We start from the raw sequence: 14,079 nt of genomic DNA on the forward strand, positions 1-14,079 counted from the left end.
GACACGTTCGGCCGATTCCGCGTCACCCGTCCAGGGCGTCCGGACACTCACCAGCGTCCGGATTCGACGCTCTCCCACATCCCCAGCATGGCCCTGGCCACCGTCGTGGGTCGCTCCATCTGTGCCACGTGCCCCGTCCTGGGGAGCACCAGCAGCCGCGCCCTGGGGATGAGCCGCGCCGTCCTCGGCGCCCTGCGCACGGAGATCACGCGGTCGTCGGTGCCCCACACCACGAGGGTGGGCGCGCTGATCCGGGGCGCCACCGACCACAACGACCCGGCACCTCTCGTGAACCAGGTCCGGAAGATCTCCATGGTGCTGCGCACCATCGCCGACTCCGCCCACTCGTACGCGACGCGGGCACTGTGTTCCTCGATGAGTTCGTCGAAGCGGTGGGCGGGGAACGACGAAGGGTCGGCGAAGCAGAGGCGGATCACCTGCTCGGCCCGCTGCCTCGGGGTCATCGCCGCAAGCTGACGGCGGACCCGCCTTCCGACGACGGGGAGGTAGGCCAGCGCGAGCCTCGGGTCAGAGAGCCTGCGCGGGTCGGGGCGCAGATCGGGCACCGCAGGCGACACCAGCGTCAACGTGCGCACGAACTCGGGCCGGTGCGCGGCGACGAGCATGGCGACGGCCCCGCCCATCGAGTTGCCGACGAGGTGTACCGGCCGCCCGATGTGCTCGGCCAGGTAATCACCGAGCACCCCGGCGTGGGCCGAGAGGCTGAACGTGTAGCCGTCCATGGGTTCGGAGAACCCGAAGCCGGGCAGGTCGGGCGCATGCCCCGACGCCGAGGGCGCGAGGAGCCTGCCGAGGTCGGTCCAGTTCGTCGAGGATCCGCCCAGTCCGTGCACGTACACCACCGTCTCGGGCGCCGCCTCGCCGTCGGTGTGCGTGCGCCGGACATGGAGCCTCAGGTCTCCCGTCTTGTGGGTCGCTCCCGGCCACGGGCCCAAGGTGACGTCCAGCTCCGCGAGTGGGGCGTCCGACAACGGCACGTGGGTGAGCGGAGGGCGACTCCCCCGCCGTGCGAGGGTCAGGCTCTCGGGTGAACTGGTGTGTGTCACGGGCACACCTACAGCATGCCTGACGCTCACAGCGCTTGGCGTGCGGTACGTACCCACGAGTAGTGTGCGGTGGGACGCAGGACTGGAGGCGGGGATGACGGAGACAGGGCAGGTGCGACAGGTCGGGGCCGAGGCAGGCTCGGCGCCTGGACGGGGGGTACGGCTCCCCAGGACCGAACGCCGCGCCCAACTGCTCGCGGCCGCACAGGCGGTCTTCGCGGCCAACGGCTACCACGCGGCGGCCATGGACGACATCGCCGAACGCGCTGGCGTCAGCAAGCCTGTGCTCTACCAGCACTTCCCCGGCAAGCTCGACCTCTACATCGCGCTGCTGGAAAGTCACGTGGACACCCTCGTGAAGACCGTGCAGGAAGCGCTCACGTCCACCACCGACAACAAGCAGCGGGTCCGCAACGCCGTCGGCGCGTTCTTCGACTTCGTCAACGGCGACGTGGGTGCCTTCCGGATGGTGTTCGAGTCGGACCTGCGGGGTGAGCCTGCCGTGCAGGCGGCTGTGGACAGGGCGACGTCGGCGAGTGTCGATGCCATCACGGAGACCATCACGGCCGACGCGGGCCTCGACGAGGAGAAGGCTCGCCTGCTCGCCGTGGGACTCGTGGGGATGAGCCAGGTCAGCGCCCGCTTCTGGCTGGCCAACAGCTCGATGTCTCAGGACGAGGCCGTGGCGCTTACCTCGACACTCGCCTGGCGTGGCATCGGCGCGGGCTTCCCGCTGTCCGGCCGGGACTGACCGGACAACGGCGGCCTCAAGCACGCCCCGGATTCCGCGCGTTCACTCAGGCCCGGCGGTGGACCTGGCAGCCAGCAGTGCCACGAAGGCCGCAGCGGTCAGCGCGATGAGTGTCGCGACGCCGATCCGGAAACCACTCGTGCCGCCCGACCCGAGCGTCCAGCCCAGTGCGGCGACGGCGGGGCCGAGAGTGCCGCCGAGCGTTCGGGCGAGGTTGGTGACACCACCCACGGTCCCGGCGTACTGCGGCGGAATCGCTTCCAGCAACGTCGTCATGTTCGGCGAGTTGAACAGGCCCATGCCGATGCCGAGCAGCGCCATCCGCCAGGCGAGGTCGGCTGTGGTCGTCTCGGGGCCGAGGGTGAGCATCGGAAACAGGCTCCCGGTCATGAGGGCGGCGCCCAAGGTAGCGACGGGAAGTGGCCGGAACCGGTCGGCCAAGAACCCGGCCAGGGGGCTGATGACGGCGCTGCCCGCCACGAAGGACACCACCGCCGTGCTGAGCAGCCCTGGACCTCTGTGCAGTACGGCGCTGATGAAGAACGGCAGCGAGAACGTGATCAGCCCGACGAGGGAGGCGGTGAGCAGCAACGCCAGGGCAGGCCATCCGACGCGGGGGCGCCGGACCAGCGCCAGCACAGGCCCCGACGTGCCCAGCCGGGACCAGACCACGCCGAAACCGAGTGCGACGACGGCGAGCACGAGCGTCCACGTCAGGTCCTTCCCGGCCTGCTCGACCGCCAGGAGGGCGGCGGTGACCGCGGAACCGACCAGGAGCACGTCGGCGGCCAGTGCCCTGCCGGTTCGCTCGCCCTCACCGGCGCGGCGGGACAGGGAGGGAACGACCAGCAGCCCCAGGACAGCGGCGATGAGCAGCAGCGGCACCTTCGCGAGGAACACCGCCCGCCAGCCGAAGGCGTCGGCCAGCCAGCCTCCGAGGGGAGCGACGGCGATGCTGCCCACCATCATGATGGTGGCGTGGTAGCTCATGGCCCTCCCCCGCTGGTCAGGACGCACCGACAGCGTCACGACCGGTAGGTAGACGGCCAGGTAGGCCGCCGAGGCGAGCCCCTGGAGCACCCTGGCCACGAGGAGGACCCAGAACTGTGGGGCGATCGCGGCCAGCACGCTGACCACCGCGATCAAGGCCATCGACGCGGCGAACGCCGTCCTGGGATCGGTCCGGTCGATCCAGCGGCCCGCCGGAAGAGCCAGCGCGGCGAGCGGAAGTTGGTAGGCGAGCAACACCCACGCCGTCGCGCCCTCTCCGACGCCGAGGTCCGTGGCGATCAGGGGCAGCGCGAAGGCTGCCATGCTCAATTCGCTCGCCACGAGGAGCGTGGCGAAGGCGGAGACGGAGACCGCCACCCATCGGGTGCGGGCCACGGCGCCGCCACCGTCGAGCTCGGATCCGGGGTCGGCGACGCTGTCGCCTGCGGGGTTCGTTTCACTGACTCGGGACACGAACGAACAGTACAATGACGATGGCAAAAAAGTAAAATGACCAATGCAAACAGGGAGGCGCGTGTGCCCACACCGACCAGTGAGCCCAGGGGACGCGTCGCCAAACGCGAGGCGATCACCCGCGCGGCCAGAGCCGTGTTCGGGCGTGAGGGCTTCACCGCCGCGCGGATCGAGACGATCGCGGCGGAGGCACAGGTATCGACGCGCACGATCTACAACCACTTCGCGGGCAAGGAAGAGTTGTTCACGGCGGTGGTTCAGCACAGTTCGACCCACGTCGCAGACATCCTCGCGGAACTCATGCGGCGGCAGCTGGGGCCGGTGAACGACCCGGACGGCGCCGAGAAGGCGCTCCTGGCACTGGCCGACGAATGGAACACACCGCGCGCCGAGTTCACGGACCATTTCGCGCTCGTGCGGCGAATGCAGGCCGAGGCCGCCCAGCTCCCGGAAACGCTCCTGCGCGCGTGGCACGAAGCGGGTCCACGACGGACCCGGCAGGAGCTGGCGCGGCACCTGACCCGCCTGAACGAGCTGGGCGTCCTCACCGTGTCCGATCCCGAACTGGCTGCCGAACACTTCCTGGTGCTGACCGTCGGCGTGTATTCCGAATGCGGTCACGACGGCGTCACCACGGTGTCCGCCGAGTCCCGGCACAGGGTGCTCGCCGCTGGTGTGCGGGCGTTCCTGTACGGCTACCTGCCCCGCTCCGCGCCGGCCAGGGAGGATCAGGCCGCCCGCGAGCACGATCGGCGTTACCGGTAGGGTTTCCAGGCGCAGGGGTGGCCGTACGCCGTCCCTGGCCGTGGGTGCGACTGTCCGAACCCGCCCTTTGCCGTGCCGGCGCCGATGACGTCCCGGCGCCAAGCCGATTCCTTACGGGAGAGCAGCGTGCGCCTGTCCATGGCACTCAGGGTGCCCAGCGTCGCGTCCTGCCCGCCATAACGCGCGCTGGCACCGGCACGTGCCCCGGCTTGCCTGCTCCGGCCTCGTTCCGGCCCACTGACCGCGAGGCCGAGCCTTCCCTCGCGTCGATTCGGCGCTCGCTGCCTCTGCTGTCCTTTCCCCGCACGCCCCGGGAACCGCCCATGGGTGTGCCCGAGAACGACGGGTACTTTCTTGTCCTCTTCCGTTGACATCTCCACACCGGGGCGACGCGGTCTGCGTCCTGATTGGTTGTCCGATCCGAGGGTGTGGCGCACCGAGGTGCTGGCCGGTCTGGTCGTCGCGCTGGCACTGATTCCCGAGGCGATCTCGTTCTCGATCATCGCGGGGGTGGACCCTGCGGTCGGGCTGTTCGCCTCGTTCACGATGGCAGTCGTGATCTCCGTGGTCGGGGGCCGCAGGGCGATGATCTCGGCCGCCACTGGAGCGATCGCGCTGGTTATCGCCCCGCTCAACCACGAGTACGGTTTCGGCTACCTCATCGCCGCTGTGATCCTTGCCGGCGTCATCCAGATCGCGCTCGGCGCGCTCGGGGTGGCGAAGCTGATGCTGTTCGTGCCGCGTTCGGTGATGGTCGGCTTCGTCAACGCGCTGGCCGTTCTCATCTTCCTCGCGCAGATCCCCGAGCTGCACGGCGTGCCGTGGCCGGTCTACCCGCTGATCATCGGAGGACTCGCCATCATGGTGGTCTTCCCGAAACTCACCACGCTGATCCCGGCTCCGCTGGTGTCCATCGTGTCGCTGACCGCCATCACCGTCGGCGCGGGAATCGCCGTGCCCACGGTGGGCGACAAGGGCGAACTGCCGTCGTCGCTGCCGATGCCGGGCCTGCCGGACGTGCCGTTCACTGTGGACACTCTGAAGGTCATCGCACCCTACGCCTTCGCGATGGCGCTGGTCGGTCTCCTGGAGTCGCTCATGACGGCCAAGCTCGTGGACGACATCACCGACACCCACTCCTCCAAGACCCGGGAGTCCATCGGCCAGGGCATCGCCAACATCGTCACCGGATTCTTCGGCGGCATGGGCGGCTGCGCCATGATCGGCCAAACCATGATCAATGTGAAGGTGTCCGGTGCCCGCACACGGCTGTCCACGTTCCTCGCCGGTGTGTTCCTGATGGTTCTGTGCATCGCTTTCGGCCCGATCGTCTCCGAGATCCCCATGGCCGCGCTCGTCGCCGTCATGATCATGGTGGCCTTCGCGACCTTCGACTGGCACTCCATCGCGCCGAAGACACTGAAGCGGATGCCCGCCGGCGAGATCGCCGTCATGACCATCACCGTGGCCTGCGTCGTCGTCACCCACAACCTCGCGATCGGGGTCGTCGTCGGCTCGATCACCGCGATCGTGCTGTTCGCCAAGCGAGTCGCTCACCTCGCCGAGGTCACCGCCGTCACCGACCCCGACGGCACCAGCGTCATCTACACCGTCACGGGAGAGCTGTTCTTCGCCTCGTCCAACGACCTCGTCACGCAGTTCGACTACGCAGGCGACCCTGGCAAGGTCATCATCGACCTCAGCGCCGCCCACATCTGGGACGCCTCCTCCGTCGCAGCTCTCGACGCCATCGAGACCAAGTACCGGCAGCGCGGCAAGACCGTGGAGATCATCGGCCTCAACGACCCCAGCGCCAAGCTCCACGGCAGACTCAGTGGCGAACTCGCGGGCAGCCACTGACAACCGGCGCAGAGGTGGCCCGACACAGTGCCACGATCTCGTCGGCCACCTCTCTCGCCCGCTCCTGCGGCAGCATGTGCCCCGCGCCGGGACACAGCACGAGACGCGCAGCATCCAGTTCGTCGGCGATCGCCCTGGCGTGGCGGACGGAGCAGAGCCGGTCGGCCGTGCCTGCCAGTACCACGCCCGGCGTACGGCGGAGCACGGACAACGCCGCCGTGCGGTCGTGCAAGGAGATCTCGTTCTGGAACGCTCCCACACTCGCGGGGTGGGCACGGAGCAGCTGGTCGGCCACCGACGCGACGTCGGCACGCCTCGGCCTGCGGCCGAACACGAGCCACCGTGCGCCGAGCATCACGGCTCGTCGCCCGAGCGGTAGCCGCTGGGGCCGGTACCGCACCAGGGCCGTCGCGACGGCGCGCTCGATGAGGTGGGCCACCGTCCCGGCAACGCCCCGCAGCCCCAGGGTGAGCCGTCCCATGTCCGCGCACGCGGTGGACACGAACACCACGCCGCGAACGCGGTCGCGGACGAGGTCCGGATATCGGTCCGCCATGGCCATGATCGTCATGCCACCCATCGAGTGCCCCGCGAGCACGAGCCCGCCCGTGGGCGCGAAGGCCGCCACCACCTCCGCGAGGTCGTCGGCCAACCGATCGATGGTGGTCGCCTCCGGTGGATCGGACTCACCGTGCCCGCACAGGTCGTAGCGCACATACCTCACTGAGGCTGGCAGCAGCTCCACCACGCGGTCCCACGTCCGCCGGTCCTGTGCCCATCCGTGGACGAGCACGACGGTCGTGTCCGCGTCGGCAGGGCCGCCGTGCTCGACCGCGAGCGAGACGCCGTCGCGGGTGACGATCCGAGGGCTCATCGGTCGCCGAGCAGGAACGAGCGCCGCCACCACCGCATACCCGGGCCTCCGACCAGCCCAGCCTCGTCGAGGAAGCCCATGATCCGCTCACCGTAGAAGCGGATCGTCTCCTGCCAGTGCGGGTTGTTCACCGCCGCGACGTAGCCGTCCCTCGGCCGGATTCCCACGGACGCGTACACGGCCGGATTCACGAGGCTGCGGGTGATCTCGTGGGACACCACGGCGAGCAGCCACTGCTGGTAGACCTTCTCGGGGCCGCGCAGACGCCGCATGCCGCGCACGACTTCCTCGCGGGCGAACGTCACGTGCCGCGCCTCCTCAAGCACGTGGATGCGGTTCACCATGCGCACGAGCGGCTGGATCTCGGGGTCGTTCATCTGCTCGCGCTGCAACCGGTCGAGGATCTCCTCTGCCACAAGGATCGACCCGTACATCGCAGGGCCGTACGCGATCACGTTCAGCAGTTTGCCGAGTCGTTTTCGCCAGACGACCGGACCGTAGTGCGGGCAGCCGACACGCTCGCTGAACCGGGCGAACATCGTCGAGTGCCTGCACTCGTCCGCGATCTCGGTCAGCGCGTACTGGGCGAACCTGGTGGTGGGGTCGGCGTCGTAGACCTGCTTGAGCAGCATCCGCATGAGCAACACCTCGAACCAGATGCCGTTGGTGGCGATGCTCGCGATCTCGTGCTTGCCGAGTTCGATGCGCTGCTCGGGCGTGAGCCGCTCCCACAACTCGGTGCCGTAGAGGCTGGAGCGCTCCTCTCGCAGGTACCGCTTGCCCTCCACCAGCGGAGCGTCCCAGTCGATGTCGATCTCAGGGTCGTAGAACTTGCCTGCCGACGACCTCAGCAGCCGTTCGGCGGTCTTCTCCCGGCTCGACTCCGTCACGGCCCGTGTCATCGCGACAACCACCTTCCCCTTGTCTGTTACCTGAGGTAACGGTTACTTCTGGTAGCATGGACGTCATGGTCGAGCCTGTCAACAGATCCAGAAGATCGGGGCGCGCGTCCGGGGAGCGATCCACCGGTGACGCGCGGCGCGACCGGTGGCGCAAGCACCGGATCGCCCGTCGAGCCGAATTCGTCGAGGCCGCACTGCGTGCGCTCGACGAGCACGGCCCCGATCTGGGCATGGACGACGTGGCCTCGGCGGCCGGTGTCACGAAACCGGTGCTCTACCGCCATTTCGAGGACAAGGCCGACCTGTATCTGGCGCTCGGCCACCGCGGCACGGAGATCCTGTTCGCCCGGCTCATCCCGGCGATCAACGCGGAACTCGCGCCGCTGCCGCGCATCCGCATGGCCCTTGAGGCGTTCTTCTCGGTGATCGAGGAACACCCGAACCTCTACCGGCTGCTGGCTCGCAGGGGTTTCCCCGACAGGCCCGTGGACGCCGACGTGGTCGCCGAAGACAAGGAACTCATCGCCACCGCGTTGACCGCGCTCCTCGGCGACTACCTGCGAATGCTCAACATGGATTCGGGCGCGGCCGAACCGTGGGCCCACGGCATCGTCGGCATGGTGCAGAACACCGGCGAGTGGTGGCTGGAGAAACGGACCATGAGCCGCGACAGCGTCGTGGAATACCTGACGCAGATCATCTGGGCCGCGCTCGACGGCCTCACCAGGCAGCACGGGATCGTGCTGGACCCTCACAAACCGCTGGACGCCAACAAGGTCGTCATGCTGAAACGCAGGCCTGCCCCCGACCGGACGGGAGAACCATCGTGACCGGACACGACCACGACGAGGACGGCTACGCGGGCACCGCGACGCTGCGCCTCGGCGACACCGAACTCGACGTCGCGGTGGAACTGCGCGGGCATTTCCAGCCCATCGACGGCTACTACCGCTGGTACGGCCGGATCGCGGCCGACGAACGGGTCTCCGAACTCGCGGGCGGCAGGAAGCGCGAGGTCGAGATCCACACCCCGGAAGGCAGCGCCAGGGGTGAACTCTCCGACCCCGACCCGTGGGGCCGCTACCGCATCACCGGAGTCAGCACACCGCCGTTCGCGGTGCCGACCTCGCTGGCCGACCTTGCCGCCGCAGACTAGGCGGGCGGCTCGGTCACAGACTCGGCCAGGTGGCAGTCAGGTGTCTCAGCCATCGCCACGGCAGCCCAGCTCGGTCCTGGCCGTCCAACGCTGCCAAGACCGCCTCGTGTGTCACCCGGTGACGCGGAGCGGGCAAGCTGTCGAGCCAGCGACTGGTCGCCTGCCGATCCAACTCGGTCGCGATGGCGTTCTGAGTCAGGGCCGAGATGTTCAACCGGGCAGCCTTCGCCCGCTTCGCGAGGTCGTCCGGCACATACACGGTGAAACGCGTCATGCACACAAAGCTACACACCGCGTCGCCGACCAGGGACAACGTCCGGCCACCCGCCGTGGCCCGCGAGGCAGGAACGGAGGATGGCCGGACGTCTCAGGATTCGAAAGCGGGTTTCAGGAGCCGACGGCGAAGCCGACCCTGCGCGCGTCGGACGGCGCGATCTCGACGTAGGCGACGCGATCGGCCGGAACGAGGAACGTACGGCCCTTGTCGTCGGTGAGCCGGAGCAGTCCGTCGTCGGCACTCAGCGCGTCGGCGACCTGCTTCTCCACCTCGTCGGACGTGGAGTTACTGGCCACCACGAGCTCTCGCGGCGCGTCCTTGATGCCGATCTTGACCTCCACTGCGACCTCCGCCTAGTCGTGACCGTTCGTCACCTCAAGGCTAGCCGAGACCGAGGGCCTGCATCCGCTTGGTGTGCTGCTGCTGGAGCTTGCGGAACAACGCGGCGATGCCCGACAGATCCCCCGTGCCCGCCACGATCAGCTCCGCGAGACCGTCGCTCTCCGCCACGACGTACTGCGCCTGCGTCAGTGCCTCCCCCAGCAGGCGACGGCTCCACAGTGCGAGCCGGTCGCGCAGCGGCTTCTCGTTCTCGATGGCCGCCGCGACCTCGCGCTGCGCGAACGCGGAGTGACCCGTGTCGGCCAGCACGGTGACCACGAGCCCACGGGTCTCGTCGTCGAGCACACCGGCGAGCTCGCGATAGAGGTCGGCGGCGAGGTTGTCCACGACGTAGGCCTTGACCAGAGACTCCAGCCATGTCCTCGGCGCAGTGGAGTCCTGGAAGGCATCGACGTGACGCATGAACGGGCGCATGGCGTCCTCGACCCGCACCCCGCGTTCGGCGAGGTAGCGCTCCAACAGGCCGTAGTGGCCCATCTCGGCCGCGGCCATGGACGCGAGCGCAGCACGCCCCGACAACGTCGGCGCCGTGCGGGCGTCCTCCGCGAGCCGGTCGAACGCGGACAGTTCGCCGTACGCGAGCACGCCGATCAGATCGACGACACCCGTCCCGATCTCGCGGGTCCCACCAGCCTTCGCGTCAGTCACGGGACAACCGTAGTTCAGCCGGTGGCGAGACCAACAACACGCCGCCGCACCGGCGAGGCTCCCGGCCCCCGGGGCTGAACGGGTTAGACTGTCGAGTGGTAGTGAAGTTGACCTCGTGTAGTGCAACGACGTCGAGACGGCACGCACGAGGCGCTCGACACGGCAGTGTCGGTCCTGGCAGTTACCGGATGTTCCGGCGCCTGTTCCGCGCCGTCTTCCGTCACACCACTTCACTCCGTACTGACAGTGTGCGTGCACGCCTCCAGCGGCGTCCCACCGCGTTTCGTGTGACGCGTCGCGAAGCGAACGCTTGTCGCGTGGTGGTCGAAAGCCGCCAGTACCCGGCTGTGCGCGCTGGTATGAGAGAGGCGATCCGACATCGATCACAACGACAACACCACGGTCCCGGTGACCTCGCCCTCGGCGGGCGCCGGCACAGGTAACCCCACGTTCGCCGAACTGGGCGTCCACCCGGACATCGTTCGCGCGCTCGACGCGTCGGGCATCGAACGTGCCTTCGACATCCAGGCACTCACGTTGCCGATCGCGCTGAGCGGCGAGGACGTCATCGGACAGGCGCGGACCGGAACGGGCAAGACGCTCGGCTTCGGCGTTCCGCTGCTGCAACGACTGGCACTCCCCGGCGATGGCACCCCTCAGGCCCTCGTCGTCGTGCCGACCCGCGAGCTGTGCGTGCAGGTCAGCCAAGACCTCCAGAAGGCGGGCAAGCACCTCGGGGTGAGGATCGCCTCCATCTACGGCGGCCGCCCCTACGAGTCTCAGATCAAGTCTCTCCGAGACGGCGTCGATGTCGTCATCGGAACTCCCGGCAGGCTGCTCGACCTCGCGGAACAGCGGCACCTGGTGCTCAGCAAGGTCGCCACGCTCGTGCTCGACGAGGCCGACGAGATGCTCGACCTCGGCTTCCTTCCCGACATCGAACGCATCCTGCGGATGGTGCCGGAGAAGCGCCAGACGATGCTGTTCTCCGCTACCATGCCCGGCCCGATCCTCACGCTCGCCAGGACCTTCCTGCGCCAGCCGACCCACATCAGGGCCGAGGACCACGAGGCGAGCGCCGTCCACGAGCGCACGACCCAGTTCGTCTACCGTTCGCACTCCCTCGACAAGCCCGAGTTGGTGGCGAAGGTGCTCCAGGCGGAGAGCCGGGGGCTCACGATGATCTTCACACGGACCAAGCGGACGGCCCAGAAGGTCGCCGACGACCTCACCGAACGCGGGTTCGCCGCCGCAGCCGTCCACGGAGACCTCGGTCAGGGCGCACGCGAACAGGCGCTCAGGGCGTTCCGCTCCGGCAAGGTGGACGTGCTGGTGGCCACCGACGTGGCCGCACGGGGCATCGACGTTGACGACGTCACCCATGTCGTCAACTACCAGACGCCCGAGGACGAGAAGACCTACGTGCACCGCATCGGCAGGACGGGCCGAGCGGGCAAGACCGGTGTGGCGATCACGCTCGTCGATTGGGACGAGCTGCCGCGCTGGAAGCTCATCTCCGACGAACTCGGACTCGGGATGCCTGAGCCCGTGGAGACCTACTCCACCTCACCGCACCTGTTCACCGATCTCGGTATCCCGGAGAGCGCGACAGGAAGGCTGCCGCTGTCGAAGCGCACCCGTGCCGGGCTGTCCGCCGAGGACGAGGAGGACTTCGGGGGCAAGCGGCGGCGCCGTGCGGACGCCCCGCGCCAGCGCGACTCGCGCCAGCGCAGGCGCACCCGAGGTGGGCGTGAGGTCGCGGCGGCGAAGGAAGGTGCGAGCGACCACGCCACGGCTCCGTCGGCCGTCTCCTCCGACACTGACGAGGCACCCACCGACGGCAGCCGCTCGCGCAGGCGCCGCACCAGAGGAGGCGCCACACACACCCCGACCGCCGAGCATCCCGCGCCTGCCGACAAGGAAGAGCTGGCCCACGGCGACAACGGTGAGCGCCCGGCCCGGCGCCGCAGGCGCAGGACCCGCGCAGCCGGAGTGGGCGCCGCTGGCCCCTCCAACACTCCCGAAACGGCGGCGGAGGCAGACTAGGGCCCGTGACCACCCCGTCCGGACGGCCCAGCGAGCACTCACCCGAGACGACGGCGCATCCGCCGGAGACCGAGGACGTGCTCGCGACGGCCGGGGCCTCTCCCGGAGATCGGGAACGGAGCGTGGTCACCCACCGTGCCACCGACAGCCCATCGGATGACGAACGTCGGCTCCCGCGATCGTCGCGGCGCTCGCCGTGGAACCGGCGTCGCGACCGCATAGTGGCCGTGGCGCTGACGGTGTTCTGCGTCGCGGCAGGCGTGATGGTGTGGTTGCTCGGCGACAGCCACGCCACGAGCCTGCACACGACGTCCGTGGCACCCCCACGCCTCGCCACGCCCGAATCGGTGCCGGGCAGCCTCGCGGAACGCTGGAGCGCTCCCAGCGAGGCCGCCCCCGTCCCCGTCGCCGAGGGCGGTTTCGTGGTCACCGCCTCCCACGGCACGGTCGCAGGCCGCGATCCGCTCACGGGGGCCATCCGCTGGAGCTACGAACGCGACCTGGAGCTGTGCACCGTGGGCACCGCGTGGTCGAAGGTCCTGGCCGTCTACCGCAAGGACGCCGGGTGCAGCGAGGTCACCCAGCTCGACCCCACCACCGGCCGCAGGACGGCCCAGCGCAACGGCGACGCCGAGTCACCGACGCGGCTGGTCGTTGACGAAGCGCACGTGACGACAACGGGCACCCGGCTGATCAACACGTGGCGCAGCGACCTTGTCAAGACACTCGAGTACGGCCAGGTTCCGGCACCCGTCAATCCCGAACGGCAGCCGAGGCCCGGCTGCCGGTACTCCACGGTGGCCGCGGGGGGCGACAAGGTCGGGGTGATCGAACACTGCCCGCGCGAGACCGGAGCGCGGCTCACCGTCCTGAAGGCCGCGGGCGCGGAGGCGGACGAGCCCGAGCAGGTGTTCAGCGCGCTGCTGCCCGAAATGACGGCGCAACTCGTCGCCATGTCCGATACGCACGTGGCTGTGGCGCTGCCAGGCAGGCGGCAGCTTTTCGTGTGGGACGACAACGGCACGCAGGTGGGAACCTACGGGCTCGTGCCAGGGACGGACGAACTCGCCGCCGTCCCCGAGCCGGGCGTGGTCTCCACCGCCGTCAGCAGGGAGCACGTGTACTGGTTCACCGGCTCCCACACGGTCGCGCTGTCCCGTGACGGGCTGCGGCCTCGCTGGACGGTGGAAGGGACACTCGGCCCCGGCACGGTCTTCGCGGGCGAATACGTGGTGCCCATGGCAGGTGGCATCGCCGTGCTCGACGAACGCACCGGCGCCACCACGCGCACCGTGGCCGTGGACCGCCACGGATACCGGGGGCCTGTCGAACTGGAGACGGCAGGCCCTGTCCTGCTCGAACAGCGGGGCCGGACGCTGGTGGCGCTGAGATGAGCCGCTGACACTCACCGGGCTCACCGGGCTCCGGCGGGAAGGACCGGCGGCGTTGCCGGACACCGTCCACTCAGCCGGAACCGTTCACCAGCGCCGCTGCTGTCCGCAGAGAGGACGGAGCTGTCAGGACCACCAGAAGAGCCACAGCATCGTGAGGCTGAGCAACGCGACGGCACCACCCGCCAGCCCCGCCCGCGGGCCCACACTGCGGTCGGCGACGTACTGCGCGCCGCCTGCGAGCGCGATTCCCACCAGATGACCGCCGAGCGAGTAGGCGCCCGGCCCCTCACCCTCGTCCGCCCAAGCCGCGACCTGCGCGACGATCAACATGAGGAACACCACCCCCCAGCCTGCCACCAGCGCTCCGGTGACCCCCCGCCACACGGGAACCCGCGCCCGCGCGGGTTCCTGGACGGGCCCCCGTTCAGGAGCCGCCACCGTCAACTCCACCGTCTCCGGCTCAGCCATGTCAC

The 14,079-nt window shown here is 69.3% G+C and carries 15 protein-coding genes; 7 read left to right on the top strand and 8 right to left on the bottom strand.

From position 1 onward, the window contains the following. Nucleotides 1-47: 47 nt before the first annotated feature. Nucleotides 48-1,067, bottom strand: a complete 1,020-nt coding sequence (locus tag SACXIDRAFT_RS06390; protein WP_006237694.1) for an alpha/beta fold hydrolase — start codon at nt 1,065-1,067, stop codon at nt 48-50. A gap of 94 nt (nt 1,068-1,161) precedes the next feature. Between SACXIDRAFT_RS06390 and SACXIDRAFT_RS06395 the strand changes: the two genes are divergently transcribed. Beyond that, nucleotides 1,162-1,818 (top strand): TetR/AcrR family transcriptional regulator, encoded by a 657-nt coding sequence (locus SACXIDRAFT_RS06395; protein WP_006237695.1) that lies wholly within the window; start codon nt 1,162-1,164, stop codon nt 1,816-1,818. Nucleotides 1,819-1,860: 42 nt separating this feature from the next. Here the strand turns inward: SACXIDRAFT_RS06395 and SACXIDRAFT_RS06400 are convergent, their stop codons facing one another. After that, the gene (locus SACXIDRAFT_RS06400; RefSeq protein WP_006237696.1) at nt 1,861-3,282 is read right to left on the bottom strand and encodes an MFS transporter; all 1,422 of its coding nucleotides are present in this window, start codon (nt 3,280-3,282) and stop codon (nt 1,861-1,863) included. 63 nt (nt 3,283-3,345) lie between these two features. Here SACXIDRAFT_RS06400 and SACXIDRAFT_RS06405 point away from each other — a divergent pair, with 63 nt between their 5' ends. Further along, nucleotides 3,346-4,047, top strand: coding sequence for a TetR/AcrR family transcriptional regulator (locus tag SACXIDRAFT_RS06405; RefSeq protein ID WP_006237697.1), 702 nt, complete (start codon nt 3,346-3,348; stop codon nt 4,045-4,047). 354 nt (nt 4,048-4,401) lie between these two features. Beyond that, the gene (locus tag SACXIDRAFT_RS06410; protein ID WP_006237698.1) at nt 4,402-5,907 is read left to right on the top strand and encodes a SulP family inorganic anion transporter; all 1,506 of its coding nucleotides are present in this window, start codon (nt 4,402-4,404) and stop codon (nt 5,905-5,907) included. Here the strand turns inward: SACXIDRAFT_RS06410 and SACXIDRAFT_RS06415 are convergent. Both SACXIDRAFT_RS06415 and SACXIDRAFT_RS06420 read right to left on the bottom strand, forming a co-directional pair. Further along, entirely contained in the window at nt 5,879-6,781 is a 903-nt protein-coding gene (locus SACXIDRAFT_RS06415) for an alpha/beta fold hydrolase (protein WP_006237699.1), read from the bottom strand. The two genes, SACXIDRAFT_RS06410 and SACXIDRAFT_RS06415, sit on opposite strands and share 29 nt — an antisense overlap. Beyond that, nucleotides 6,778-7,683, bottom strand: a complete 906-nt coding sequence (locus SACXIDRAFT_RS06420; protein ID WP_006237700.1) for an AurF N-oxygenase family protein — start codon at nt 7,681-7,683, stop codon at nt 6,778-6,780. The genes SACXIDRAFT_RS06415 and SACXIDRAFT_RS06420 overlap by 4 nt, the downstream gene beginning before the upstream one ends. 56 nt (nt 7,684-7,739) lie before the next feature. On the opposite strand from SACXIDRAFT_RS06420, the gene SACXIDRAFT_RS06425 reads away from it, so the two are divergent. Next, nucleotides 7,740-8,513 carry a TetR/AcrR family transcriptional regulator gene (locus SACXIDRAFT_RS06425; protein WP_006237701.1) on the top strand — a complete coding sequence of 258 codons (774 nt, stop codon included), beginning with the start codon at nt 7,740-7,742 and terminating at the stop codon, nt 8,511-8,513. Then, complete coding sequence (locus SACXIDRAFT_RS06430; RefSeq protein WP_006237702.1) at nt 8,510-8,839, top strand: DUF4873 domain-containing protein; 330 nt, start codon at nt 8,510-8,512, stop codon at nt 8,837-8,839. The genes SACXIDRAFT_RS06425 and SACXIDRAFT_RS06430 overlap by 4 nt, the downstream gene beginning before the upstream one ends. A 13-nt stretch (nt 8,840-8,852) precedes the next feature. Here the strand turns inward: SACXIDRAFT_RS06430 and SACXIDRAFT_RS06435 are convergent, their stop codons facing one another. The 3 genes from SACXIDRAFT_RS06435 to SACXIDRAFT_RS06445 form a co-directional block, all read right to left on the bottom strand. Then, nucleotides 8,853-9,113, bottom strand: coding sequence for a type II toxin-antitoxin system CcdA family antitoxin (locus tag SACXIDRAFT_RS06435; RefSeq protein WP_050986912.1), 261 nt, complete (start codon nt 9,111-9,113; stop codon nt 8,853-8,855). Between the two features lie 113 nt (nt 9,114-9,226). Beyond that, the gene (locus tag SACXIDRAFT_RS06440) at nt 9,227-9,457 is read right to left on the bottom strand and encodes a DUF3107 domain-containing protein (protein ID WP_006237705.1); all 231 of its coding nucleotides are present in this window, start codon (nt 9,455-9,457) and stop codon (nt 9,227-9,229) included. Nucleotides 9,458-9,497: 40 nt separating this feature from the next. After that, nucleotides 9,498-10,166, bottom strand: a complete 669-nt coding sequence (locus tag SACXIDRAFT_RS06445) for a ferritin-like fold-containing protein (protein ID WP_006237706.1) — start codon at nt 10,164-10,166, stop codon at nt 9,498-9,500. A 408-nt stretch (nt 10,167-10,574) separates the two neighbouring features. Here SACXIDRAFT_RS06445 and SACXIDRAFT_RS06450 point away from each other — a divergent pair, with 408 nt between their 5' ends. Together SACXIDRAFT_RS06450 and SACXIDRAFT_RS06455 are read left to right on the top strand one after the other, a co-directional pair. Then, nucleotides 10,575-12,212 (top strand): DEAD/DEAH box helicase, encoded by a 1,638-nt coding sequence (locus SACXIDRAFT_RS06450; RefSeq protein WP_006237707.1) that lies wholly within the window; start codon nt 10,575-10,577, stop codon nt 12,210-12,212. Nucleotides 12,213-12,217: 5 nt separating this feature from the next. Next, nucleotides 12,218-13,606: an Rv3212 family protein gene (locus tag SACXIDRAFT_RS06455; RefSeq protein ID WP_006237708.1), complete on the top strand. Its 1,389-nt coding sequence runs from the start codon at nt 12,218-12,220 to the stop codon at nt 13,604-13,606. A gap of 123 nt (nt 13,607-13,729) precedes the next feature. Here SACXIDRAFT_RS06455 and SACXIDRAFT_RS06460 read toward each other — a convergent pair whose 3' ends face one another. Next, the gene (locus SACXIDRAFT_RS06460; RefSeq protein ID WP_006237710.1) at nt 13,730-14,074 is read right to left on the bottom strand and encodes a hypothetical protein; all 345 of its coding nucleotides are present in this window, start codon (nt 14,072-14,074) and stop codon (nt 13,730-13,732) included. Nucleotides 14,075-14,079: the final 5 nt, after the last annotated feature.

Source organism: Saccharomonospora xinjiangensis XJ-54 (assembly GCF_000258175.1).
GTDB lineage: Bacteria > Actinomycetota > Actinomycetes > Mycobacteriales > Pseudonocardiaceae > Saccharomonospora > Saccharomonospora xinjiangensis.

Excerpts from the sequence above, each read along its gene's own strand:
- SACXIDRAFT_RS06415 (WP_006237699.1), bottom strand. The coding sequence starts at position 6,781 with ATGAGCCCTCGGATCGTCACCCGCGACGGCGTCTCGCTCGCGGTCGAG.
- SACXIDRAFT_RS06395 (WP_006237695.1), top strand. The coding sequence starts at position 1,162 with ATGACGGAGACAGGGCAGGTGCGACAGGTCGGGGCCGAGGCAGGCTCG.
- SACXIDRAFT_RS06460 (WP_006237710.1), bottom strand. The coding sequence starts at position 14,074 with ATGGCTGAGCCGGAGACGGTGGAGTTGACGGTGGCGGCTCCTGAACGG.
- SACXIDRAFT_RS06435 (WP_050986912.1), bottom strand. The coding sequence starts at position 9,113 with ATGACGCGTTTCACCGTGTATGTGCCGGACGACCTCGCGAAGCGGGCG.
- SACXIDRAFT_RS06420 (WP_006237700.1), bottom strand. The coding sequence starts at position 7,683 with ATGACACGGGCCGTGACGGAGTCGAGCCGGGAGAAGACCGCCGAACGG.
- SACXIDRAFT_RS06425 (WP_006237701.1), top strand. The coding sequence starts at position 7,740 with ATGGACGTCATGGTCGAGCCTGTCAACAGATCCAGAAGATCGGGGCGC.